The following is an 18,580-nucleotide window of genomic DNA, read 5'->3' on the forward strand; positions in this document are numbered from 1 at the left end:
ATCGTGCTCACAGCAGCAAGACGGTGAGCACGCCCCCCGGCAGGGCTTGCCAGTGCAGGGTGGCGCGCCAGCCGGCGGGCAGGGTCGGTGTCAGCGGGCATTTGAGCTCCAGGGTGAGAGTCTGCGCCGTCATGGCGAGCCAGCGGGCATCGAGAAAGTCAAAGTAGCGCCCCACCCGGGAATAGAGCCCCTTGAAGAGGCTCTCCTTGGCGGAAAACACCAGAGTCAGTCCCTCTGCCAGGCTCAGCTGGGCGTCGTGAGCCCCAGCCTCCAGCCGTCCCCACTCCTCCCCATCCATGATGCCGGGCCAGAACTGCGCCCCTTGGTCGCCATCGAGCCAGGCCTCCAGATCCAGCCCGATTCCCTCCTGGCCCGGGCGCACCGCACACAGGGCCACCCCCTCTCCCGCCAGCCGGCTGTGGCTGATGCTCCCCTCCACCCCCTCAGGCCAGATTGGCTCCCGGGCCGCTCCGATGGCCACGCTGCATCCTGCAAGACCGAAGGGACGCAGGGCCTCACGGGCTGCGAGACGCCCCGCCAGAAACTCCCCGAGGCGCTTGGGGGCAGCCCCCTGCAATGAAGCAGGCAGGATGATGCCCTGGGCCCCAAAGCACTCCGGCGAGAAGGCGGCGGGCTCGAAACAGACCCGATGCAGAGGCAGCGTCTCAAGACCCGGCAGGTACAAGGTATCGAATTGACGGACAAAGGATCCATCTAGTGAGGGACAACGAGGCAACATGCAAGGCTCCTGACAAGGGCCTGCGATGGTACCAAAGCAAGCCGAGGTCATGCCACAAATACAAATGACAACGCTTCTCACTTGCCTTGTGGTAGCATGTCCCCGCCCATTCGGGGCTGGCCGGGCGGCTCTCAGGCACTTTCCAAAGACTCCGGCCCACCGATTTCACCCATAAGGATGTCACCATGAAGATCTTCTCCCCGCTGGCCACCTTGCTCATGCTGGCCAGCCTGACGGGCTTCCAGGCCCAGGCGGGCAGCCGCCAGGTCATCGATGCCAACGGCCAGTCCCAGAGCGTCCCCGATGCGCCCCGGCGGGTCGTCGTGTTGAGCGAACTCGATCTCGACAGCGCCCTGACTCTGGGGGTGCAGCCGGTGGGCACCGTCAATGGACGCGGCCAGTCCACCCTGCCCCGCTATCTGCTGGACAAGGCGGGCAAGGAGATCGCCGTGGTCGGGGATCTGGACAACCCCAATCTGGAGACCCTCATCGATCTGGAGCCGGACCTCATCCTCACCGGCCAGACCAAGCCCGAGCTCCTGGCCCTGCTCAAGGAGATCGCCCCCACCGTCGTCACCGGCAACTGGGGCGAGCCCTGGAAAACCGTGTTCGGTCGCAGCGCCGACGCGATGAACCGGGGGGCCGAGGCCAAGGCGTTCCTCACCCGGTATGAGGCCCGCCTGGCAGAGGCCCGCAGCAAGCTCGCCCAGCATCAGGGGGAACAGATGAGCATAGTGCGCTGGAACCCCAAGGGGCCGAGCTACATGCACGGCGGCACCTTCGCCAGCAGCGTGGTCACCGAGATGGGGCTCACCCGCCCCTCCCACCAGATTGGCGACAAGAGCCCCCACTCCCCGGCCCTGAGCCTCGAATCCCTCAACCTGCTGGACGGTGACTGGCTGGTGATCGGCACCCTCAGCACCAGCGGGGATGCGGTGGATGCCATGAAGCAGGCCGAGCAGACCCCGGCCTTCCAGCAGCTCGGCGCCATCAAGGGCAAGCGCTTCGGCGCCGTGGACGGGTCTCTCTGGACCTCCACCGGCGGCCCCCAGGCGGCCCTCAAGGTGATCGACGACGTCGAGCGCCTGCTCACCAAGGCGGATGCCGCCCCCATCACTCACTAATCCCTCGGTTGACGGCCAACAAGAAGCCCGCATGATGCGGGCTTCTTTTTTATCCATCGCTCTTACCATCCGGCAAGGCGACTACTCGGGCAATGGCAGCGCCTTTCTGTCCAGTTTGCCGCTGCCAGTCTTTGGCAGGGCATCCAGCAAGAGGATCCGTGCCAGCACCCTGTTATTGAGGCATCGAGCCTGCAAGCCCTTTGTCACCCCGGTAATGGCAGCGCCTTTCTGTCGAGCTTGCCGCTGCCGGTCTTGGGCAGGGCATCCAGCAGGATAAGCCGTGTCGGCACCATGTAGTGCGGCAGCGTCGCCTGCAGCCCCTTGCGCAGGGCGAGGCGATTAAGGGTCACCCCGCTTTTCGCCTCCACGTAGCCCACCAGCATGGCCTCGTTCCCCTCGCCCACCAGGCGCACAGCCGCCTCCTGCACCCCGGCCTGGCGGCGCAGTCCCGCCTCCACCTCGCCGAGCTCGATGCGAAAGCCCCGCAGCTTGACCTGATCGTCGCGCCGTCCCAGATAGAGGAAGCGGTCCGCCCCAAGGAGGCGCACCCGATCGCCAGTGCGATAGAGGCGATGGGTGGCAAGGCGCAGGAAGGCGGCGCTGGTCAAGGCCGGCTTGCGCCAGTACCCCTCGCACAGGGCCGGGCTCTCGATGCAGAGCTCGCCGCACTCCCCCTCTACCACCGGCTGCCCCGCCTCGTCCAGCACCCAGTGACGATAGCCGGGCAGGCTGTGGCTGATGGTGATCTGCCCGCCAACCGGCGGCCAGCGCACCTCGCTCACCAGGGACCAGACGGTGGCCTCGGTCGGCCCGTAGCAGTTCCACAGCCGCCGGGTGCGGGCACAGAGCTGCTCGGCCAGACCTGGGTCCAGCGCCTCGCCACCGCACAGGGCGGTGAGGGTATTGCGCCCCTGCCAGCCCGCCTTGAGCAGCATGCGCCAGCAGGCCGGGGTGGCCTGCAGCCAGTTGATGGAGGGGTCGGCCTCGAGCAGGGCCAGCATCCCCAGCGGATCCTTGTTGTGCTCACCGCCAGCCACCGTCAGCCGGCCACCGCCCCAGAGCGGCCCCAACATCTCCAGCAAGGAGATGTCGAAGGCCGGAGTGGTGATGAATAGCCAGTGGCAGCCAGGTGAGAGGCCGAGCCGCTCGCGGATTCCGTCGAGGAAGCAGAGCAGGGCCCGCCGACTGATGACCACCCCCTTGGGCTCGCCGGTGGAGCCCGAGGTGAACATCATGTAGGCGGCCAGGGCGTCATCCACCTGAGGCCAAGAGACGGGCCCTGCTGCTGGCCCATCTAGGGTGCGCAGGGGGCAGCCGAAGTCCGGGGTGCCCGCCTCGTCATCGCAGATCACCGCCGACAGGCGCGCCTGGCGGGCGATCCCCTGCAGCCGCTCCAGGGGAAAGTCCGGCTCGAGCGGCACGAAGCAGAGGCCGAGGCGCAGGCAGGCCAGCAGGCTGGCCACCAGATCCGGGCTGCGCGCCAGATAGAGGCCGACCCGCTCCCCCACCGCCAGACCCTGCAATCGGGCGGCAATCTGGCCGACCCTGGCATTGAGCGCGCCGTAGCTGAGCCACTGCTCATCTGATCCGCCCTCACCGATGCCCTCCCCGCCCATGCGGATGGCGGGGGCCAGCGGAGTGGCGGCCAGACAGGCCGCCAGCCGCGCACCCAGGCTGGCCGCCCCCTTGGGGGCGTCTCTCAGGGGGGACACGGCCGGGGCCTTATGCTTGATGGTCACCGTCATAGCGCGGCCTCCGTTTGGCACACCAGCCAGTGCCGATAGAGCCGGCTGGGGGATGGATGGGCCTTGAGGGTTTGCAGGGTTAGCGGCGCCCGCTCCTGGCCAAACGCCTCGTTGAGGGCCGCCAGCAGGGCGAGCTGCTGCACCGAATCCACCCCGAGTTCACACAGGGTCTGCTGCCAGATGCCGGGCACGCCGCACAGACGCTCCCACAGGGCCACCAGCACGCGGGCCTCGGCCGGCGGCTGAGCCAGGCTGGGCTCCGCCCTGGTGGCGACCACCAGCGGCATCACCGGGGACTGTACCGCCGCCACGCTGGCCGGCTGGCCCAGATCCGCCTGCGCCAGCCAGCCGAGCTCGGCCAGCCAGTCAGCCAGCACCGCCTCGGCCCGGGCCTCGGGGATCTGCTCGCCATCGAACTCGAGGCGCAGCTGGAGCGTCTCGCCCCGGCTGCTGACCACCAAGGAGAGAGGAAGCTCCACCTTCTCCACCACGGTGCCAAAGCGCGGCACCAGTTGGTGAGGTTCGGGGGCGACAGGGGCCGCCGGCATGGGGTAGTTCTCAAACACGAACAGACTCTGGAACAGACGCGACCGGCCTTTGGTCAGTGCCGCCAGCGACTGGGTGCCGTGCTCATTGAGTGCCATCAGGTCGGTCTGCAACCGGGCGATATGCTCGGCCAGGGTCAGCTCGGTGCGCCACGCCAGGGCCAGTGGCAGGCTATTGATGTAGAGCCCGACGCTCGCGGTGATCCCCTCAATGGGGTAATCCCGGCCCGGGGTCACGTTGCCCACCAGGGTGACGGCATCGCCAGAGCGGCGTGCCAGCAGACGGTGCCAGGCATATTGGGCCAACAGGCCTGCAGTCACGCCAAGGTCGCGGGCACGGCGCGCGAGCAAGGTCGCCACCTCGGCCGACAACGCCGTGGCGCACACCGCCGGTCGCTGCTGGGTATGGCGCCCGCTTGCGCGAGCGTCCAGCGTCACCCCGAACAGGCAGGCGAGATCGTTAGGCTTTGTTAGCAGCTCGCCACGCCCCTGCCAGTAAGCCTCGGCGCTGCGGGCTTGGCTGGCGATATGGCCGCCAAATTCGAGCCAGGCGGTATCCGGCTCGGCTTGTGGCAGCAGGCCGTTCATCAGCGCCTGATAGCCGCGATGCAGGGAGCCCAGCAACACGGGACCGCTCCAGCCATCCAGCACGCCGTGATGGGCGCTGAAGATCACCTTGTGGTGATCGGGGGCCAATTTGAAACAGGCAAGGCGCAGCAGGGGGGCCTGCTCCAGCGGGATCGGGCGGGCCAGATCCTGCTCGCGGTATGCCTGGACCCGTGTCTCTGCATTTCCCACCTCGGACAAGTCCTCATAGTGGAATGGCAACTCGGCGTGCTTGAGGATGCGCTGCAGCGCGACCCCATCCGCCAGCACCAGTTCGCTGCGAAGGGCCGGCCAGCAGGCGATCTGCCCCTGCCAGGCCTGACGGTAGACCGCCACGTCCAGCGGCTGGTGATAGGCGATCTCGGTCTGCAGGTGATAGGCGTGATCCCGGGGCAGCAGCGCCCTGTGATGGAACATGCTCTGCTGAAGCGAGGTCATGGGCAGCAGGGTCTCCACCTCACGCCCGCTCAGCACCCGATCGAGCGCGGCTTGCGAGAGGCCAAGCCCCGGGAAGTCGCTCGGGGTGTGACGCGGGGCCTTCACCGTGCAGCAGTGATCTACCAGCGCCGTCAGGTTGTCCGCCAGCCGCGCCATCAGAGCGTCGCTCCCTTGCTGGTTGAGGGCGCCGACCTGGCGCAGGGTGAGGCGGCCATCAAACACGCCACCGTGCAGACTGACCAGCTCCCGCGGCAGGTTGTCAGGGGACGTGGGTGCCCCCGGCGCCACGGGCAGGGGTTGCCAGGGCTGAGCGGCCTCGCCCTGATGGCTGACCCCCAGGTAGTTGAAGACCACCAGGGCCTGGGACAGCTCAGACCCACGAGGGTGGTGCAGCCGCAGGGCGTTGAAGCCCACCCCCTTGTCCGGCACGGCGCGCAGCTGCTCCTTGGTGGCGCACACCAGTGCATCCCACGCCCCGGCATCCGCCAGCGCCAGCGGGTAGGTGCTGGTGAACCAGCCCAGGGTACGGCTCACGTCCAGTTCGGCATCGATGGCCTCACGGCCGTGTCCTTCCAGCATCACGCAGTGACGGCTGCCGTAACCCTGCTCGCTCAGGGTACGAGTCAGTGCCGCCAGCAGCAGGTCGGGCACCCGGGTGAAGTAGGCCTGGTTGGCGGTGTCGATGAGACGGGCCGTGGTCTCCTGACTCAGTTGCAGCAGGCTGGCGGCGGCGCGGCCATCGGCGGCGCGTCGCTCCTCCAGCAAGCCTAGCTTGCTGGCCTCCCCCTGAGCCAGCCAGAAGCCAAGCTGCTCCTCTTCTCGCTTGGCGTAGGCCGCGAGCCCCTCGCCCCACTGGCGATAGCTGCTGCCCTTGGCGGGCAGTGGCTCGCCCCTGCTCACCCGTGCCAGATCCTCGGCCAGGATGCGCCAGGAGACCGCATCGATGACTAGGTGGTGGAAGGCGAGGAAGAGCCCCTCCACCGTCTCGCCCTCGCGCGCCCCCTCGAGGGAGAGATTGCGCAGGCGGGCCCAGGCCAAAGTGTGGCCGCTGGCAGGGTCGAAATCTCCCTGCAGCTCGGTCAGGCGGGCCTGCAGCTCGGTCTCATCAAGATTGGCGGCATCCAGGGTCGGCAGCGGCGGCAATGCCAGCTCGGCCAGGTAGCGCTGGCCGGTTGGGGTCACCGCCAGACGCAGGGCATCGTGGTGCTGGCGCAACGCATCCAGCCAGCCGCGCAGGGCCTCATCGTCCACCCCGGCCGGCAGGCGCAGGATCACCCCCTGGTTCCAGTGACCGGGCCTGGCAAAGCCCTGCTCGAAGAACCAGTGCTGGATGGGGTGGAGCGGGAACTCGCCGGTCAGGCTGCCCTGCTCGCACCTGTGACTGACCGCCTGCTGCTGGCCGAGCTGGCGGCAGAGGCGGCGCACCGTCTTGGCTTCGAACACGTCCTTCACGCTGCAGTGCAGTCCCGCATCCCGCAGCCTGGTGGTGAGCTGGATGCTGAGGATGGAATCCCCCCCCAGACGGAAGAAGTCATCCTCCACCCCGAGGGGCTGCTTGAGCACCCCCTGCCAGATGGCGAGCACTGTCTGCTCCAGTTCGTTTTGCGGCTCGCCCTTGCTCTGCTGCCAGACGATGGCGGGCAGGCGGCGCAGGTCCAACTTGCCGTTGGGGGTGAGGGGCATCTCGGGCAGCCAGCACAGGCGCGCCGGCACCATGTATTCGGGCAGGCACTCGCCGGCACGCTGCAGCAGGGCATCGCCGTCGGGCTCCCTTGCCCCGGCCTGCAGACAGGCATAAGCGAGCAGGCGCCCCTCCTGCACCACCACCTTGATCTGGCGGATGACCGGGCACAATTCGGCGAGCCGAGTCTCTATCTCCCCCGGCTCGATACGATAGCCGCGCAGCTTGATCTGCTCGTCTATCCGGCCCAGATACTGGATGTTTCCATCGCGGCGCAGCAGGGCTCGATCGCCGGTGCGATAGAGGCGATGGGTACGTTCCGCCAGCGCCAGCTCGATAAAGGCCTCCTGAGTGCGCTCCGGCAGATTGAGGTAGCCGCGAGCCAGCCCCAGCCCCGCCAGGCAGAGCTCGCCGGGCACCCCCACCGGGCAGAGGTTGCCCGCCTCGTCCAGGATCAGCGCCTTCAGGTTGTTGACGGGTCGACCTATGGTGATGGGCGCCCCCGGGGTGAGCCGCGCGCAGAGCGCGGTGACGGTGCATTCGGTTGGGCCGTACATGTTGTAGAGGGCCACCCGCTCCCCCCAACGCTCCACCAGGCTGCTCGGGCACGCTTCGCCGCCAAAGCCGATGGCCTTGAGGGAACCGAGATCCGCCGCTGGCAATAGATTCGCGAGCAGGGCGGTCGGCAAAATCATATGGCTGGCACCCCGAGCGATCGCGGCACTGATCACCCCCTCGCCCGGCTCGCCGAAGTGCAGGGCCGCGCCGCAGTAGAGCGGCAGCAAGCTGGTCATGTTGCCCGCATCAAACGAGAGGGACATGCAGTTGAACATGGCGCCACCCTTCCCAAGGGCGATGCGCTCGCCGTGATCCGCCATCAGGTTGACCAGGCTGCCCTGCTCCACCATGACCCCCTTGGGCAAGCCGGTGCTGCCGGAGGTGTAGATGATCTGGGCCAGCATGGCGGCATCCCGAGGCAGTGCGGGCGTGCTGGTTGGCATCTTGTCCAGCGCAAGCCCGTGCAGATCGTGATATTCGGCAGCCGTGCCCGCCAGCGCCTCGCCAAGCCGCGCATCCGGCACGCCACCCAGCACCAGGCTGATGGATGCATCGCCTAAGATATGGGCCAGTCGCTCGGCAGGATAGGCAGGGTCGAGGGGCACATAGGCCGCCCCCGCCTTCCAGCAGGCGAGCAGGGCAACCACGAAGGCGACATCGCGCCTGGCCTGGATGCCGATGGCGGCGCCCAGGGTGACGCCGCGAGCCTGCAGCCAGTGGGCCAGCCGGTTGGCGCGCACCTCCAGCTCGCCATAAGTCAAAGATTGCGCGCCGTCGCTCACCGCCAGCGCGTCCGGCGATTGCCCAGCGCGCCGCTCGATATGACAGAGCAGGGTGTCGCGGCTCGGGTAATCCGGCGGCAGGTCGGCAAGCTCGGCGGCCAGCGCGGCCTGGTCGGTGCCCGCCTCCAGCGGCAGTTGCCAGATGTCGGTCTCGGGGGCCGCCACCACGGCGCGCATCAGGTGCAGCAGGCGATCGGCGTAGGCCTGGATGGTCTCTCGATCGAACAGGGCGGTAGCGAACAGCCAGTCCACCCTGACGGAATCCATCAGCTCGGTCACCTTGACCGAGATGTCGGTCTTGGCCGGCAACACAGGCGAGGTCTCCTCCACCAGCTGGCAGCCGGGGATGAGATCGTTGAAGTCCACCTTGGCCTGATAGACCAGCATGATCTGGAAGATGGGGTTGATGGCGGTGGTGCGATCGGCGCCGATGGCCTCTGCCAGCGCCTCGAAACGGTAGAGCTGGTGATCGAAGGCCGCCAGATCCTCCTCCCGGCACTGCTGCAGATAGTCGACAAAGCTGGGCTTGCCGCTGAGTTGAGTGCGCAGCACCAGGGTATTGACGAAAAAGCCCACCAGCGACTCGATTTCGTGACGCTCGCGATAGGCGAGCGGGGTGCCGATCACCACTTCCTTCTCGCCGCTCTGGCGCACCATCAGCAAGGCAAACAGGGCGTGCAGACCGATGAAGTTGGAGGTGCTGTGGCGCTGGCAGAGGCGCTTGAAGCTCTCCCACAGGTCGCTCTCGATGGTGGAGAAGACCAGCTCGCCGCCGCTGTCCTGATGGGCCGGGCGCGGCTTGTCGAGCGGCAGACCGTGCACCTCGGGGCTGCCACCTAGCCGATCGACCCAGAACGGCTTGAACTCGGCGTGATAATCGAGAAAACGCGGTGAGTTGAACCAGCGGGCATAGTCGATGTAGGTGAGCGGCAGCTCGCTTACCTGCAGAGGCTCGCGGTTCTGGTGGGCAAGAAAGGCGCGCTTGAGATCCGCGAACATGTTCTTGACCGACCAGCCGTCGGAGATGATGTGGTGCTGAGTGATTAGCAGCACGTGTTCGCGGCTGCCCAGCCGTATCAGATGCACCCGGCTCAGATCCCCTTTGGTCAGGGAGAAGGGGCGCCCGATCTCCTCGCGTACCCGCCTGGCCACATAGGCCTCGCGCTCGGCTGCGGGCTCTGTGCTCACATCCTCAATCTGCAACGTGAAGGGCTCGTGGGGCAGGATCTCCTGCGCCCCCCTGCCCGCCTCGTCCTTGATGAAGCGGGTACGCATGCTGGGGTGACGGGCAAACAGGTGGTCGAAGGCAAATTCCAGCGCCGCCGTGTCCAGCTCTCCCTTGATGCGAAAATAGACCGGCATGTTGTAGAGGTGGGAGGCCTCCTCGTACTGCTCGATAAACCAGAGCCCGCTCTGGGACGACGAGAGCGGCCCCTGCAAGGCCCCCTCGGCGACGATAGGCGCCTCGAAGGCGGCGCGGGCCGCCAGGCAGCGCACCAGCTCATCCTTGTGGGCCTTGATGGTGGCGCCGATGGCTGGTGTCACCGCCTCCTTGCTCGACTGGGAGATAAGCTGGCCTTTCTCGTTCAAAGCCAGCTTCACTCCCTGCCGTTCCAGCTGTTTCAACAGCAAAATCATATTGTTCATCTGTTTCTCAAGCCTCAGGCACTCAGGGTGGCGCCGCCGTCGACGACCAGATCCTGCAGCGTGATGTGGCTGGCCAGATCCGAGGCCAGGAAGAGGACGGTATGGGCGATCTCCGCCGGGGTGGCGACCTTGCGCAGGGGGATGCCGAGCTTGAACTGCTCCGGCAGCCCGGCGATGGTGCGGGCCATGGCCTCCTCGCTTGGCAGCATGCCGCGCAGCATGGGGGTATCCGTCGAGCCCGGCGACACCAGGTTGGCGCGCACGCCGAAGGGGGCCAGCTCCAGCCCCACCGTCTGGGTCAGGCTGGTGACGGCCGCCTTGGAGGCGCAATAGGCCGCCATCTGCATGCGCGGTACATGGGCCGCATTGGAGCCGATGGTGACAATGGCGCCGCGCCGCTGCCCCTTGAAGTGGGGCACCAGGGCCCGCAGCAGATAGAAGACGCCGCTGGCGTTGACCGTCATGCAGTCCTGCCAGTCATCATCGCTTAAGGTTTCGGTGGGGCCGAGACGCAGTACCCCGGCCCCGTTCACCAGCACATCGAGCCCGCCGTCCGCCAGCAGCGCTGCGCAGCAGGCGTTGACCGCCTTCGAGTCGCCGATATCGAGCAGCCGGGTGGCATAGGGGTAGTCTGCTTCGGGAAATGCCAGATCCAGCCCCACCACGATTGCGCCGGCCGCCACGAACTGCGTCGCCACCTCGCGGCCGATGCCGCGCCCGGCCCCGGTCACCCAGACCCGCTTGCCAGTGAAATCAAAGGCCATTGCTTGTTGCTCCTTATCCATCACCACACCATCTCCACGCTCTCTTCGTCCTCGGCAAGCAGGCCGTCGAGGAAACGGCAAAAGTCATCTAGGCGCGGGTGATCGAACACGTCGGAGACCTTGACCTGCACCCCGAACTCGGCGCCGAGCCGGTTGACTATCTGGATGGTCTGCAGGGACTGGCCCCCCAGTTCGAAGAAGTTGTCCGTGGGCGCCATGGTGGCGAGCCCCAGGATCTGCTGCCAGATGGCGCCGACCCGGTTCTCGGTCTCGCTGCCCAGGGTCAGGGCTTCGCCGCCCGCCTGGTAGGCGGCCAGCAGGGCCTTGCGATCCAGCTTGTTGGAGCCGGTGCGAGGCAGCTGGTCATAGTGGCGATAGTCGGTGGGGATCATGGCGGCGGGCAGCACCCTGGCCAGCTGCGCCTTGATGACCCGGCTGTCGCGCTCCGGCCCCGCCACGAAGGCCACCAGCCGGCGCACGCTGCCGATGCTCACCCCCTGCACGCACGCCTCGTCCACCCCGGGCAGGGCCAGCAGCTGGGCCTCCACCTCGCCGGGCTGGATGCGATAGCCGCTTATCTTGAACTCGTTGTCGCGCCGGCCGAGGTAGACCAGCCGGCCGGCCACCAGGCGCACCCGATCGCCGGTGCGATAGACGGGCAGCACCTCTTCGCCGATCCGCAGGGTGCCAAAGCTCCCTTGCACACCGCCCACGTAACCATTGGCCAGTTGTGGGCCGAGCAGCACCAGCTCCCCCTCGCTGGCGGGTTGCTCCCCCGCCCCCAGGATGAGCGCCTGCATGCCGGGCAGCGGCAGGCCGATGGGCAACTGGGCCTGGCTCGGGTCTTCCTGTTGCAGCTCCTGGGTGGTCACCACCACGGTCGTTTCGGTGGGACCGTAGGTGTTGAACAGGCGCACATCGGAGCGGCCCTGACGCTGCCACTGGGCCAGCTGCTCGGGGTAGACCGCCTCGCCGCCGATGATGACGGTAGCCAGATTGGCAGGAATGTGGGCCTGACCCGCCGTCAGCGCCACCACCCACTCGTTCCAGAAGGCGGTGGGCAGGTCGAGGTGGGTGATCCCCATCTGCTCCACCCCGGCCGCAAAGGCGGGCATGGATTCGAGCAGGGCGTCGGTACGCAGTACCAGGGTGGCGCCGGCGCTCAAGGTGGCGAACACCTCCTCGATGCTGGCGTCGAAGTTGAAGGGGGCGAATTGCAGCATCCGCGCCTCTTCATCCAGGTGATAACGGCAGCGGGCGGCGGCGGCGAAGTGATCCAGCGCGCCGTGGCTCACCGCCACCCCCTTGGGCAGGCCGGTCGAGCCCGAGGTGAACATCAGGTAGGCGACGGCGCGGCCGGCGGCCGGCTGGTTGAGCCGATCACCGCTCACCAGATCCCCCGCCAGCAGGGTGCGCCCCTCAAACAGGCTGGCCAGCTTGTGGCGGTACTCGGCCTGGGTAATGAGGGTCTTCACCTCCCCCAGCCGCAGGATATGGCCCTGGCGCTCCAGCGGCTGCTCGGGATCGAGCGGCACATAGACGGCGCCCGCCAGCAGCACCGCCAGCTGGGCGAAGATGGCCTGTGGGGTGCGGGCCAGCATGACCCCCACCTTGTCGCCGGGGGCGACGCCTGCGGCCTGCAGGGCGGCCGCCATCTGTTCGGCTCTGGCCAGCAGCGCCTCGTAGCTGAAGCGGGCCTCTCCCTGCTCCAGCGCGATCTTGTCCGGGGTCTGGGCGGCGAAGTGGCAGAGCGCCTCCAGCACCGGCCGCACCTGGAGAGTTTCCTGGGCGGGGCCGGCGATCAGGGCGCTGGCCCGCTGCTCGGCCAGCCAGTCGGCCTTGAGCGTCCCCAGGGTCTGGGCGGGCTCGGTCAGCCAGCGGCCCAGCAGGGCAAACAGGGTATCGGCGATGACCGCCAGATCGGCCTGACAGTAGCAGCCGGGGTTGGCGTCCAGATCCAGTCTGGGCTGGCCATCGACGCCGACCTGCACCTCGATGGTGAGATCCTCCACCGGGCCGGCGCTGATGTTGAGAATATGGGCAGATAGCGGCCCAAAGCGGCGAGCGTGATCGAACGGCATGATGTTGACCAGCGGGCCGAACAGGCGTTTGTCGCCCCCCACCAGGCCAAGGTCGCGGCGCAGCAGCTCGTAGCGGTAGTGCTGGTGCTTGCGCACCCCGCGCTTGGCCTTGGCCACGGCGCCGGCGGCTCCCGCCAGATCCAGTTCTTCATCCAGTGCCAACGCCAGCGGGGTGATGTTCATCTGCATGCAGGGCACGGTCAGCGACGCCGAGCCGATGCGGTTCATCATCATCAGGCCGAGCAGGGTCTTATCCTGGCCGCTCGACAGCGACAGCTGGGCCGAGAGGCCGGCCAGCAGCAGATCGGGCCAACCCAGCTTGTGCTCGTCGGCAAAGCCGGTCAGGGATTGCCAGAGCGCCGCCGGCAGCGGGCGGCTCTCGCGGATAAAGTCGGCGGCAATCGGTGCGCGGGTCTCGCCAAAGGACTTCACCTCGGGCCAGCCTTGCAGCTGCTCCTGCCAGAAGGCGCGGGCGGCGTCGTTCTTGCCGCTCTGCTCGCGGCTCGCCTCTTCTGCCAGCACTTCAGCCAACGAGCCGAAGGGAGATGGGGAGTTCATCTCACCGGCCAGCCCCTCTGCATACAGTTCGGCGATGCGCTGGAACAGCAAGGTGGTGCCAAAGCCGTCGAGGGCGATGTGGTGCACGCAGCTGTAGAGATAATCGCGGCCGGGGCCGCGCAGCAAGGCGAAACGGCAGGGCGCCTCTTGGGTCAGCTCGAACGGGCGGCGCAGATCGGCCCAGGCCCAGGCGCGGGCCAGCGTCTCGTCATCGTGCTCGAGGGAGATTTCTTCATAGGCCAGGGGCAGCTCATGCGAGACGAAGCAGACCGCCTCCTTATCGTCTTCGAAGTGGCCCTTGAGCGCCTCGCACTCCCCTACCGCCTTGGCAAGGGTCGCGGCCAGCACGGCCGCCTCGACCTTGCCGTCGAAGGCGATGCACTCGGCGGTGTTGAACATCGCCTTGTCGTCATTGAGCAGATGTCCGGACCAGAGCCCCTGCTGGGGGATGGTCAAGGGGAAGCGGTTCATGGGGTCACCTCCAGCGCCTGGGCTGCCAGCCTGGCCTCGATCAGGCGCCACCAGCCGTTGAGGGTCGGCAACTTGGCGAGATCAACGAAGCCGAGATCCACCCCGGCGGCGCGCCACTCGGTGAGCAGGGCCATGATCCGCACAGAATCCAGACCGTAGTCGATGAGGTTCTCGTCGGGGTCAAACTCATCTTCGTCCTCGTCGATATGACTCAGCAGCCGCGCCTTGAGCCCCTCATACGTCAGCAACGGATTGCTCTGGACGGCAGAAGCGGCAACCGGCGCAAGGGCCAGCACCTCCTCGCAGCGGATCACCTTGCCGCAGCGGGTTGCCACATAGTCGAGCGCCATCTGGTGGTCGGCCAGGGAGAAGTCCGCCACCCCGTCCGCCAGGAAGAAGGGCTGGATGTCGCGCATGAAGGCGTCGCAGGCGGTCATCATGCAGCCAATATGGCCGTAGATGCCGCCGATGATCAGCTGATCCCGCCCCAGCGCTTTGAGCATCTGCTCGAGCTCGGAGCGCTGGAAGGCGCTGTAACGCCACTTGACCAGCACAGTGTCGTCCCGCTCTGGGCGCAGGGCTGCCACCACCTGCTGCTGCTCGGGCCGCTTGTTGAGACCCGGGCCCCACATGTCATTGAGCAGGGCGCGATCTTCAGGGGATTGATCCTTGGGCTGGGCGGTGTAGAAGACCGGGATGCCGAGGGCCTTGCACTGCTTGCGCACGGCGGCCAGCTGCTCGGTGAGCGCCGCGATCAGCGGGCTGTTTTCGCCATAGAAGGCGGTGAAGTACTCCTGCATGTCGTGGATCAGCAGGGCGGCGCGTTTGGGATCCAGAGACCAGTTGACCTTGTTGGCCTTCCACTGGCTGGGCATGGCGTAATTGTTCAGGGTTGGGATAGCCATAACGTCATGATTCCTTACTAGTTTTTATGCTGTAGAGGCTGGTTGGCGGCGATGGCGTGCGCAATGCGCGCCCGCAGCCCCTGCTTGTCAATCTTGCCCACCGCCGTCATGGGCAGGGCGTCCAGAGTTTCGAAACGGTCGGGCAGCTTGAAGTCCGCCACCCCGCGCTCGCGCAGAAACTTGCGCAAGGCCAGCGGCTTCAAGGCGGGATCCGTGCTGACGATGAAGGCACAGCTCTTCTCCCCCATGGCGCTGTCGGGCATGGAGACCAGGGCCGCATGGGTGATGGCCGGATGGTGCAGCAGCTGGTTTTCCACCTCTTCCGCCGCGATCTTCTCGCCGCCCCGGTTGATCTGATCCTTCTGCCGCCCCACCACGGTGAGGTAACCATCGGCATCCTGTACCACCAGATCGCCGGAGCAGTAGAAACCCTCGCCATCGAACACCCGGGCGTTGTGGGCCGGGCTCTGGTAGTAGCCGCGGAAGGTATAGGGGCCGCGGGTGTGCAGGGCGCCAGGCTCGCCGGGGGCAACCGGATTGCCCGCCTCATCGAGGATGCGCACCTCGTCGTCCGGGCTCATGGGACGGCCCTGGGTGTGAATGACCTTCTCGTCGGGATCAGAGAGCCGGGTGTAGTTGACCAGCCCTTCCGCCATACCGAACACCTGCTGCAGCCGGCAGCCGAGCAGCGGCCCAATCTTGCTGGCCACCGCCTCCCCCAGCTTGGCGCCACCCACTTGCAGCAAGTCGAGGCTCTCGAGCTGAGTGCGCGCAGTGGGGTCCGCTTCCGCGGCCTGCAGCCAGAGCGAGACCGCAGGCGGCACCAGCGAGGTGAGATTGACCCGGTGACGGGCGATCAGCGGGAAACAGCTGATGGGGCTGGGGTCGGGTGCGAGCACCACGGTGCCGCCCGCCTCGAATACCCCGAGGGCGCCCGGGGAGCTCAGGGGGAAGTTGTGGGGCGCCGGCAGGGCGCACAGATAGCGGGTATGGGGGCCGAGGCCGCAGATCTCATTGCTGCGGCGCACGCTGTACAGGTAATCGTCGTGGGTGCGGGGGATGAGCTTGGGGGTGCCGGTGCTGCCACCGGAGAGCTGGAAGAAGGCCACCTCGTCCGCCGGGGTCGGGCCATATTTCACTGGCTCACTCTCATCCCCCTTCGTCAACCAGTGGGTCAGCCCCAGCGCCCCTGCGTCGCCATCCAGCAGCACCAGTTCGGCACCGATGCTTGCCAGCAGCTCGCTCTCGCGACCCTTGCTCGCAAACAGCGGGTGGGTCAGCGAGCCGATAAAGAGGCGCGGTGTGATCTGCTCGGCGTAAGAGAGGAGCTCCAGCCTGTTGTGGCTAAAGAGCGCGTTGACCGGCGCGATGCCGGCCTTGAGCAGGGCAAAGAACACCAGATAGAACTCGGCCACGTTGGGGAGCTGCACCAGCGCGGTATCCCCTGCCCCCAGGCCGTGGTGGGCAAGATTTGCGGCCAGCCGGCTCGAGGCGGCGTCCAGCTCACGATAACTGAAGCGGCGCTCGCCGCAGAGGATCGCCTCGGCGTCGGGGGCCTGCTCGCACTGACGCGCCAGCATGGCGGTCAGCGGCTCGCCGCGCCAGTAACCCTTGGTGCGGTACTGCTGGGCCAGATCTTCGGGCCAGCGGGTATAGGGCAGGAAGCGGTTGAGTTGGCTCATTGCGCCACCTCCGGACTCAGGCCCAGTGCCTTGAGCATGGTGCCAAGCTTGGTGCCGGTCTCGGCCCACTCCATGGCGGGATTCGAGCCAGCGACGATACCGGCGCCGGCAAACAGCTCGACCTGATGGCCATCGAGCACGCCGCAACGGATCACCACAGCCCACTCGCCGTTTCCCTGGCTGTCGCACCAGCCAACGATGCCGCTGAACAGGGCGCGCCGGAAGGGCTCCTGCTCGCGGATGAACTGGCGGGCCAGATCAGTGGGATAGCCGCACAGGGCCGGGGTGGGATGAAGCTGGCAGGCAAGTGACAGCACCGATGCCTCGCCACCGTGCAGCCGGCCAGCGATGGGGGTGCCCAGATGCCAGAGGGTATCCGTGCTCATCAACGAGGGATGAGCGGGGATCGCCAGCTCGCGGCAGTGGGGGGTCAGCACCCGGCGGATCTCGTCGATCACCAGACGGTGTTCATGCTGATCCTTGCGAGAAGCCAGCAGATCCCTGGCCACCATTTCGTCTTGCGCCGGCTCGCTCACCCGTCTGGCGGAGCCCGCCAGCGGGTGGGTGAACACCTCTCCCCCGCTGACCCGCAGCAGCAGCTCCGGGCTGGCGCCCAGCAGGCGGCGACCCTGGCCGAGCGGTAGAGAGAAGTGGAAGGCGTGGGGATTCTGGGTCATCAGACGGGCCATCACCTGCTTAGGATCGGCAGGCTGGTGCAGGATAAGGGTGAGTTTGCGCGACAACACCACCTTGGCGAGACGACCTTGTGCAAACGCATCCAGCGCCGCACTGACCGAGGCCTGGAATTCGCTGGCCGGCGGGGTGCTCTGCACCGAGATGACCCGGTTGGCCTCGGGGGCCTGCTCAACCGCTGTCACCGATGACGGCTCTGTCGGGGCCAGTTTCTCGCCCCGCTTATAGTTGCCGGGCACATAGAGGCAGGAGGCCTCCGCCGGGTCGAACGCAAAAGCACCGATCAGCAGAGGATTGCTCTGGCCGGCGGCGCTGGCCGCGGCTAAGGCGCTGGCAATCTGTTGTTCCAGCAGGGGCCACTCGCAGGCGGGGGTGGTGATGGGTTGCCCCAGGTCAGTGGCACTGATCGTGCCCTGACACGAGGTAAACAAGAAATCAGGCGACATCTTCGCCTCGGCAGGTGTGCCATTGTCCATTACTCGAGTCTTCACGTAACACCCTCAAAGAAGATTCAAAATGATAATGATTATCAGTTTGAATTTGTGCGACGGTAAAATACTCGCTTTGAAATCGCGGGGTCAATGGGATTTTGCATCGTTAAAACAGGAGCTTGTCTGTGGGTATGTCGGGGATGACGCCAGGGCGGGCCTGCTGGCGGTGAAGGGAAACAGCTACTCGAATGAAAACGGATTGCCATCCCCATATGGGGGATGCGACAGAAACCGGTCAGGGCGGCCCCACTGGCGGCCAACCCGCTTTGCCTCTAAGATGGCGCCACCTCTTGTGACAGCCCCGAAAATGGAACCCTCCCATGTTGAAACACCTGCTTCTGCTCCCCTTCGCCCTGCTGCTTGCGGCCTGCTCGCTGACCCAGTACAGCGTCAGCGAGGGGGAGATCAACCAGTACCTCAAGGAGCGAGTCGCCTTCGAGAAACAGCTGGGGATCCCCGGCATCATGTCGAGCAAGATCCGACTCGATGACATGCAAAGCCGCATCGGCCGCAGCCAGGCCGACAAGGTCGAGCTGGATGCCGCCGGCGAGCTGCAGGTGGCAAGCCCCCTTGGCAGCCAGCAGATGAAGATCCGCCTCTCCCTGAGTGCCCGCCCCGACTACGTGGCCGAGCAGGGCGCCATCTATCTGCGCGATCTCGAATTGCTCTCTGTCAAGACCGAGCCGGCGGACGTGGGCACCGCCCTCTCCCCGCTCTTGCCCACCTTCAACCAGTCCCTCTCCCTGTTCCTCTCCCAAACCCCCGTCTACCGGCTCGATGGCAGCCGCCAGAACGAGGCGCGGATCAAGGAGAAGGTCGAAGCCCTCAAGGTGGAGCCGGGCCGACTGGTCATCCCCTTCAAACTGATGTGACACCTGCCGCCGCGCCTCTCCTCTTCACCCCACCGGGGCGCGGTTTTTTTCTTCTCAAGCCCCGCCCTTTGCCCCATAATGCACACCATTCTCATTTAGATTCATGAGAAGCGTCATAATAAAATCAACAATATGGTGAGAAGGACATGAGAAAAACCGTACTGGTGCAGGCGATCGCCTGCGCACTCCTCAGCAGCG

At 66.6% G+C, this 18,580-nt stretch carries 10 protein-coding genes; 2 read left to right on the forward strand and 8 right to left on the reverse strand.

Annotated elements, in window-relative coordinates; genetic code table 11:
* Positions 1-7 precede the first annotated feature (7 nt).
* Positions 8-739, reverse strand: a complete 732-nt coding sequence (locus PG892_RS06320) for a 4'-phosphopantetheinyl transferase family protein (protein ID WP_223938497.1) — start codon at positions 737-739, stop codon at positions 8-10.
* A 185-nt stretch (positions 740-924) separates the two neighbouring features.
* Here PG892_RS06320 and PG892_RS06325 point away from each other — a divergent pair, with 185 nt between their 5' ends.
* On the forward strand, positions 925-1,863 hold the full coding sequence (locus PG892_RS06325; RefSeq protein ID WP_223915526.1) for an ABC transporter substrate-binding protein: 939 nt from the start codon (positions 925-927) through the stop codon (positions 1,861-1,863).
* A gap of 203 nt (positions 1,864-2,066) precedes the next feature.
* Here the strand turns inward: PG892_RS06325 and amoH are convergent, their stop codons facing one another.
* The 7 genes from amoH to PG892_RS06360 are packed head-to-tail and all read right to left on the reverse strand — an operon-like array spanning position 2,067 to position 17,510.
* On the reverse strand, positions 2,067-3,608 hold the full coding sequence (gene amoH, locus PG892_RS06330; RefSeq protein WP_223915530.1) for an amonabactin biosynthesis glycine adenylation protein AmoH: 1,542 nt from the start codon (positions 3,606-3,608) through the stop codon (positions 2,067-2,069).
* The gene (gene amoG, locus PG892_RS06335; protein ID WP_270825239.1) at positions 3,605-9,865 is read right to left on the reverse strand and encodes an amonabactin biosynthesis non-ribosomal peptide synthetase AmoG; all 6,261 of its coding nucleotides are present in this window, start codon (positions 9,863-9,865) and stop codon (positions 3,605-3,607) included. Before amoG ends, amoH begins: the two co-directional genes overlap by 4 nt.
* A gap of 14 nt (positions 9,866-9,879) precedes the next feature.
* Entirely contained in the window at positions 9,880-10,629 is a 750-nt protein-coding gene (gene amoA / locus PG892_RS06340) for an amonabactin biosynthesis protein AmoA (protein WP_223915536.1), read from the reverse strand.
* Between the two features lie 20 nt (positions 10,630-10,649).
* On the reverse strand, positions 10,650-13,739 hold the full coding sequence (gene amoF / locus PG892_RS06345) for an amonabactin biosynthesis non-ribosomal peptide synthetase AmoF (protein ID WP_223915540.1): 3,090 nt from the start codon (positions 13,737-13,739) through the stop codon (positions 10,650-10,652).
* Positions 13,736-14,644 (reverse strand): amonabactin biosynthesis bifunctional protein AmoB, encoded by a 909-nt coding sequence (amoB, locus tag PG892_RS06350; protein WP_223915543.1) that lies wholly within the window; start codon positions 14,642-14,644, stop codon positions 13,736-13,738. Before amoB ends, amoF begins: the two co-directional genes overlap by 4 nt.
* A gap of 17 nt (positions 14,645-14,661) precedes the next feature.
* Positions 14,662-16,326, reverse strand: coding sequence for an amonabactin biosynthesis (2,3-dihydroxybenzoyl)adenylate synthase AmoE (amoE, locus tag PG892_RS06355; protein WP_223915546.1), 1,665 nt, complete (start codon positions 16,324-16,326; stop codon positions 14,662-14,664).
* Positions 16,323-17,510 carry an isochorismate synthase gene (locus tag PG892_RS06360; RefSeq protein ID WP_223915549.1) on the reverse strand — a complete coding sequence of 396 codons (1,188 nt, stop codon included), beginning with the start codon at positions 17,508-17,510 and terminating at the stop codon, positions 16,323-16,325. Before PG892_RS06360 ends, amoE begins: the two co-directional genes overlap by 4 nt.
* A 320-nt stretch (positions 17,511-17,830) precedes the next feature.
* Between PG892_RS06360 and PG892_RS06365 the strand changes: the two genes are divergently transcribed.
* Complete coding sequence (locus PG892_RS06365) at positions 17,831-18,382, forward strand: lipoprotein (protein ID WP_104455795.1); 552 nt, start codon at positions 17,831-17,833, stop codon at positions 18,380-18,382.
* The last annotated feature ends 198 nt before the right edge of the window (positions 18,383-18,580 follow it).

Origin of the sequence: Aeromonas sp. QDB68 (assembly GCF_027707405.1) — a bacterium.
Classification (GTDB): Bacteria; Pseudomonadota; Gammaproteobacteria; order Enterobacterales; family Aeromonadaceae; genus Aeromonas; species Aeromonas caviae.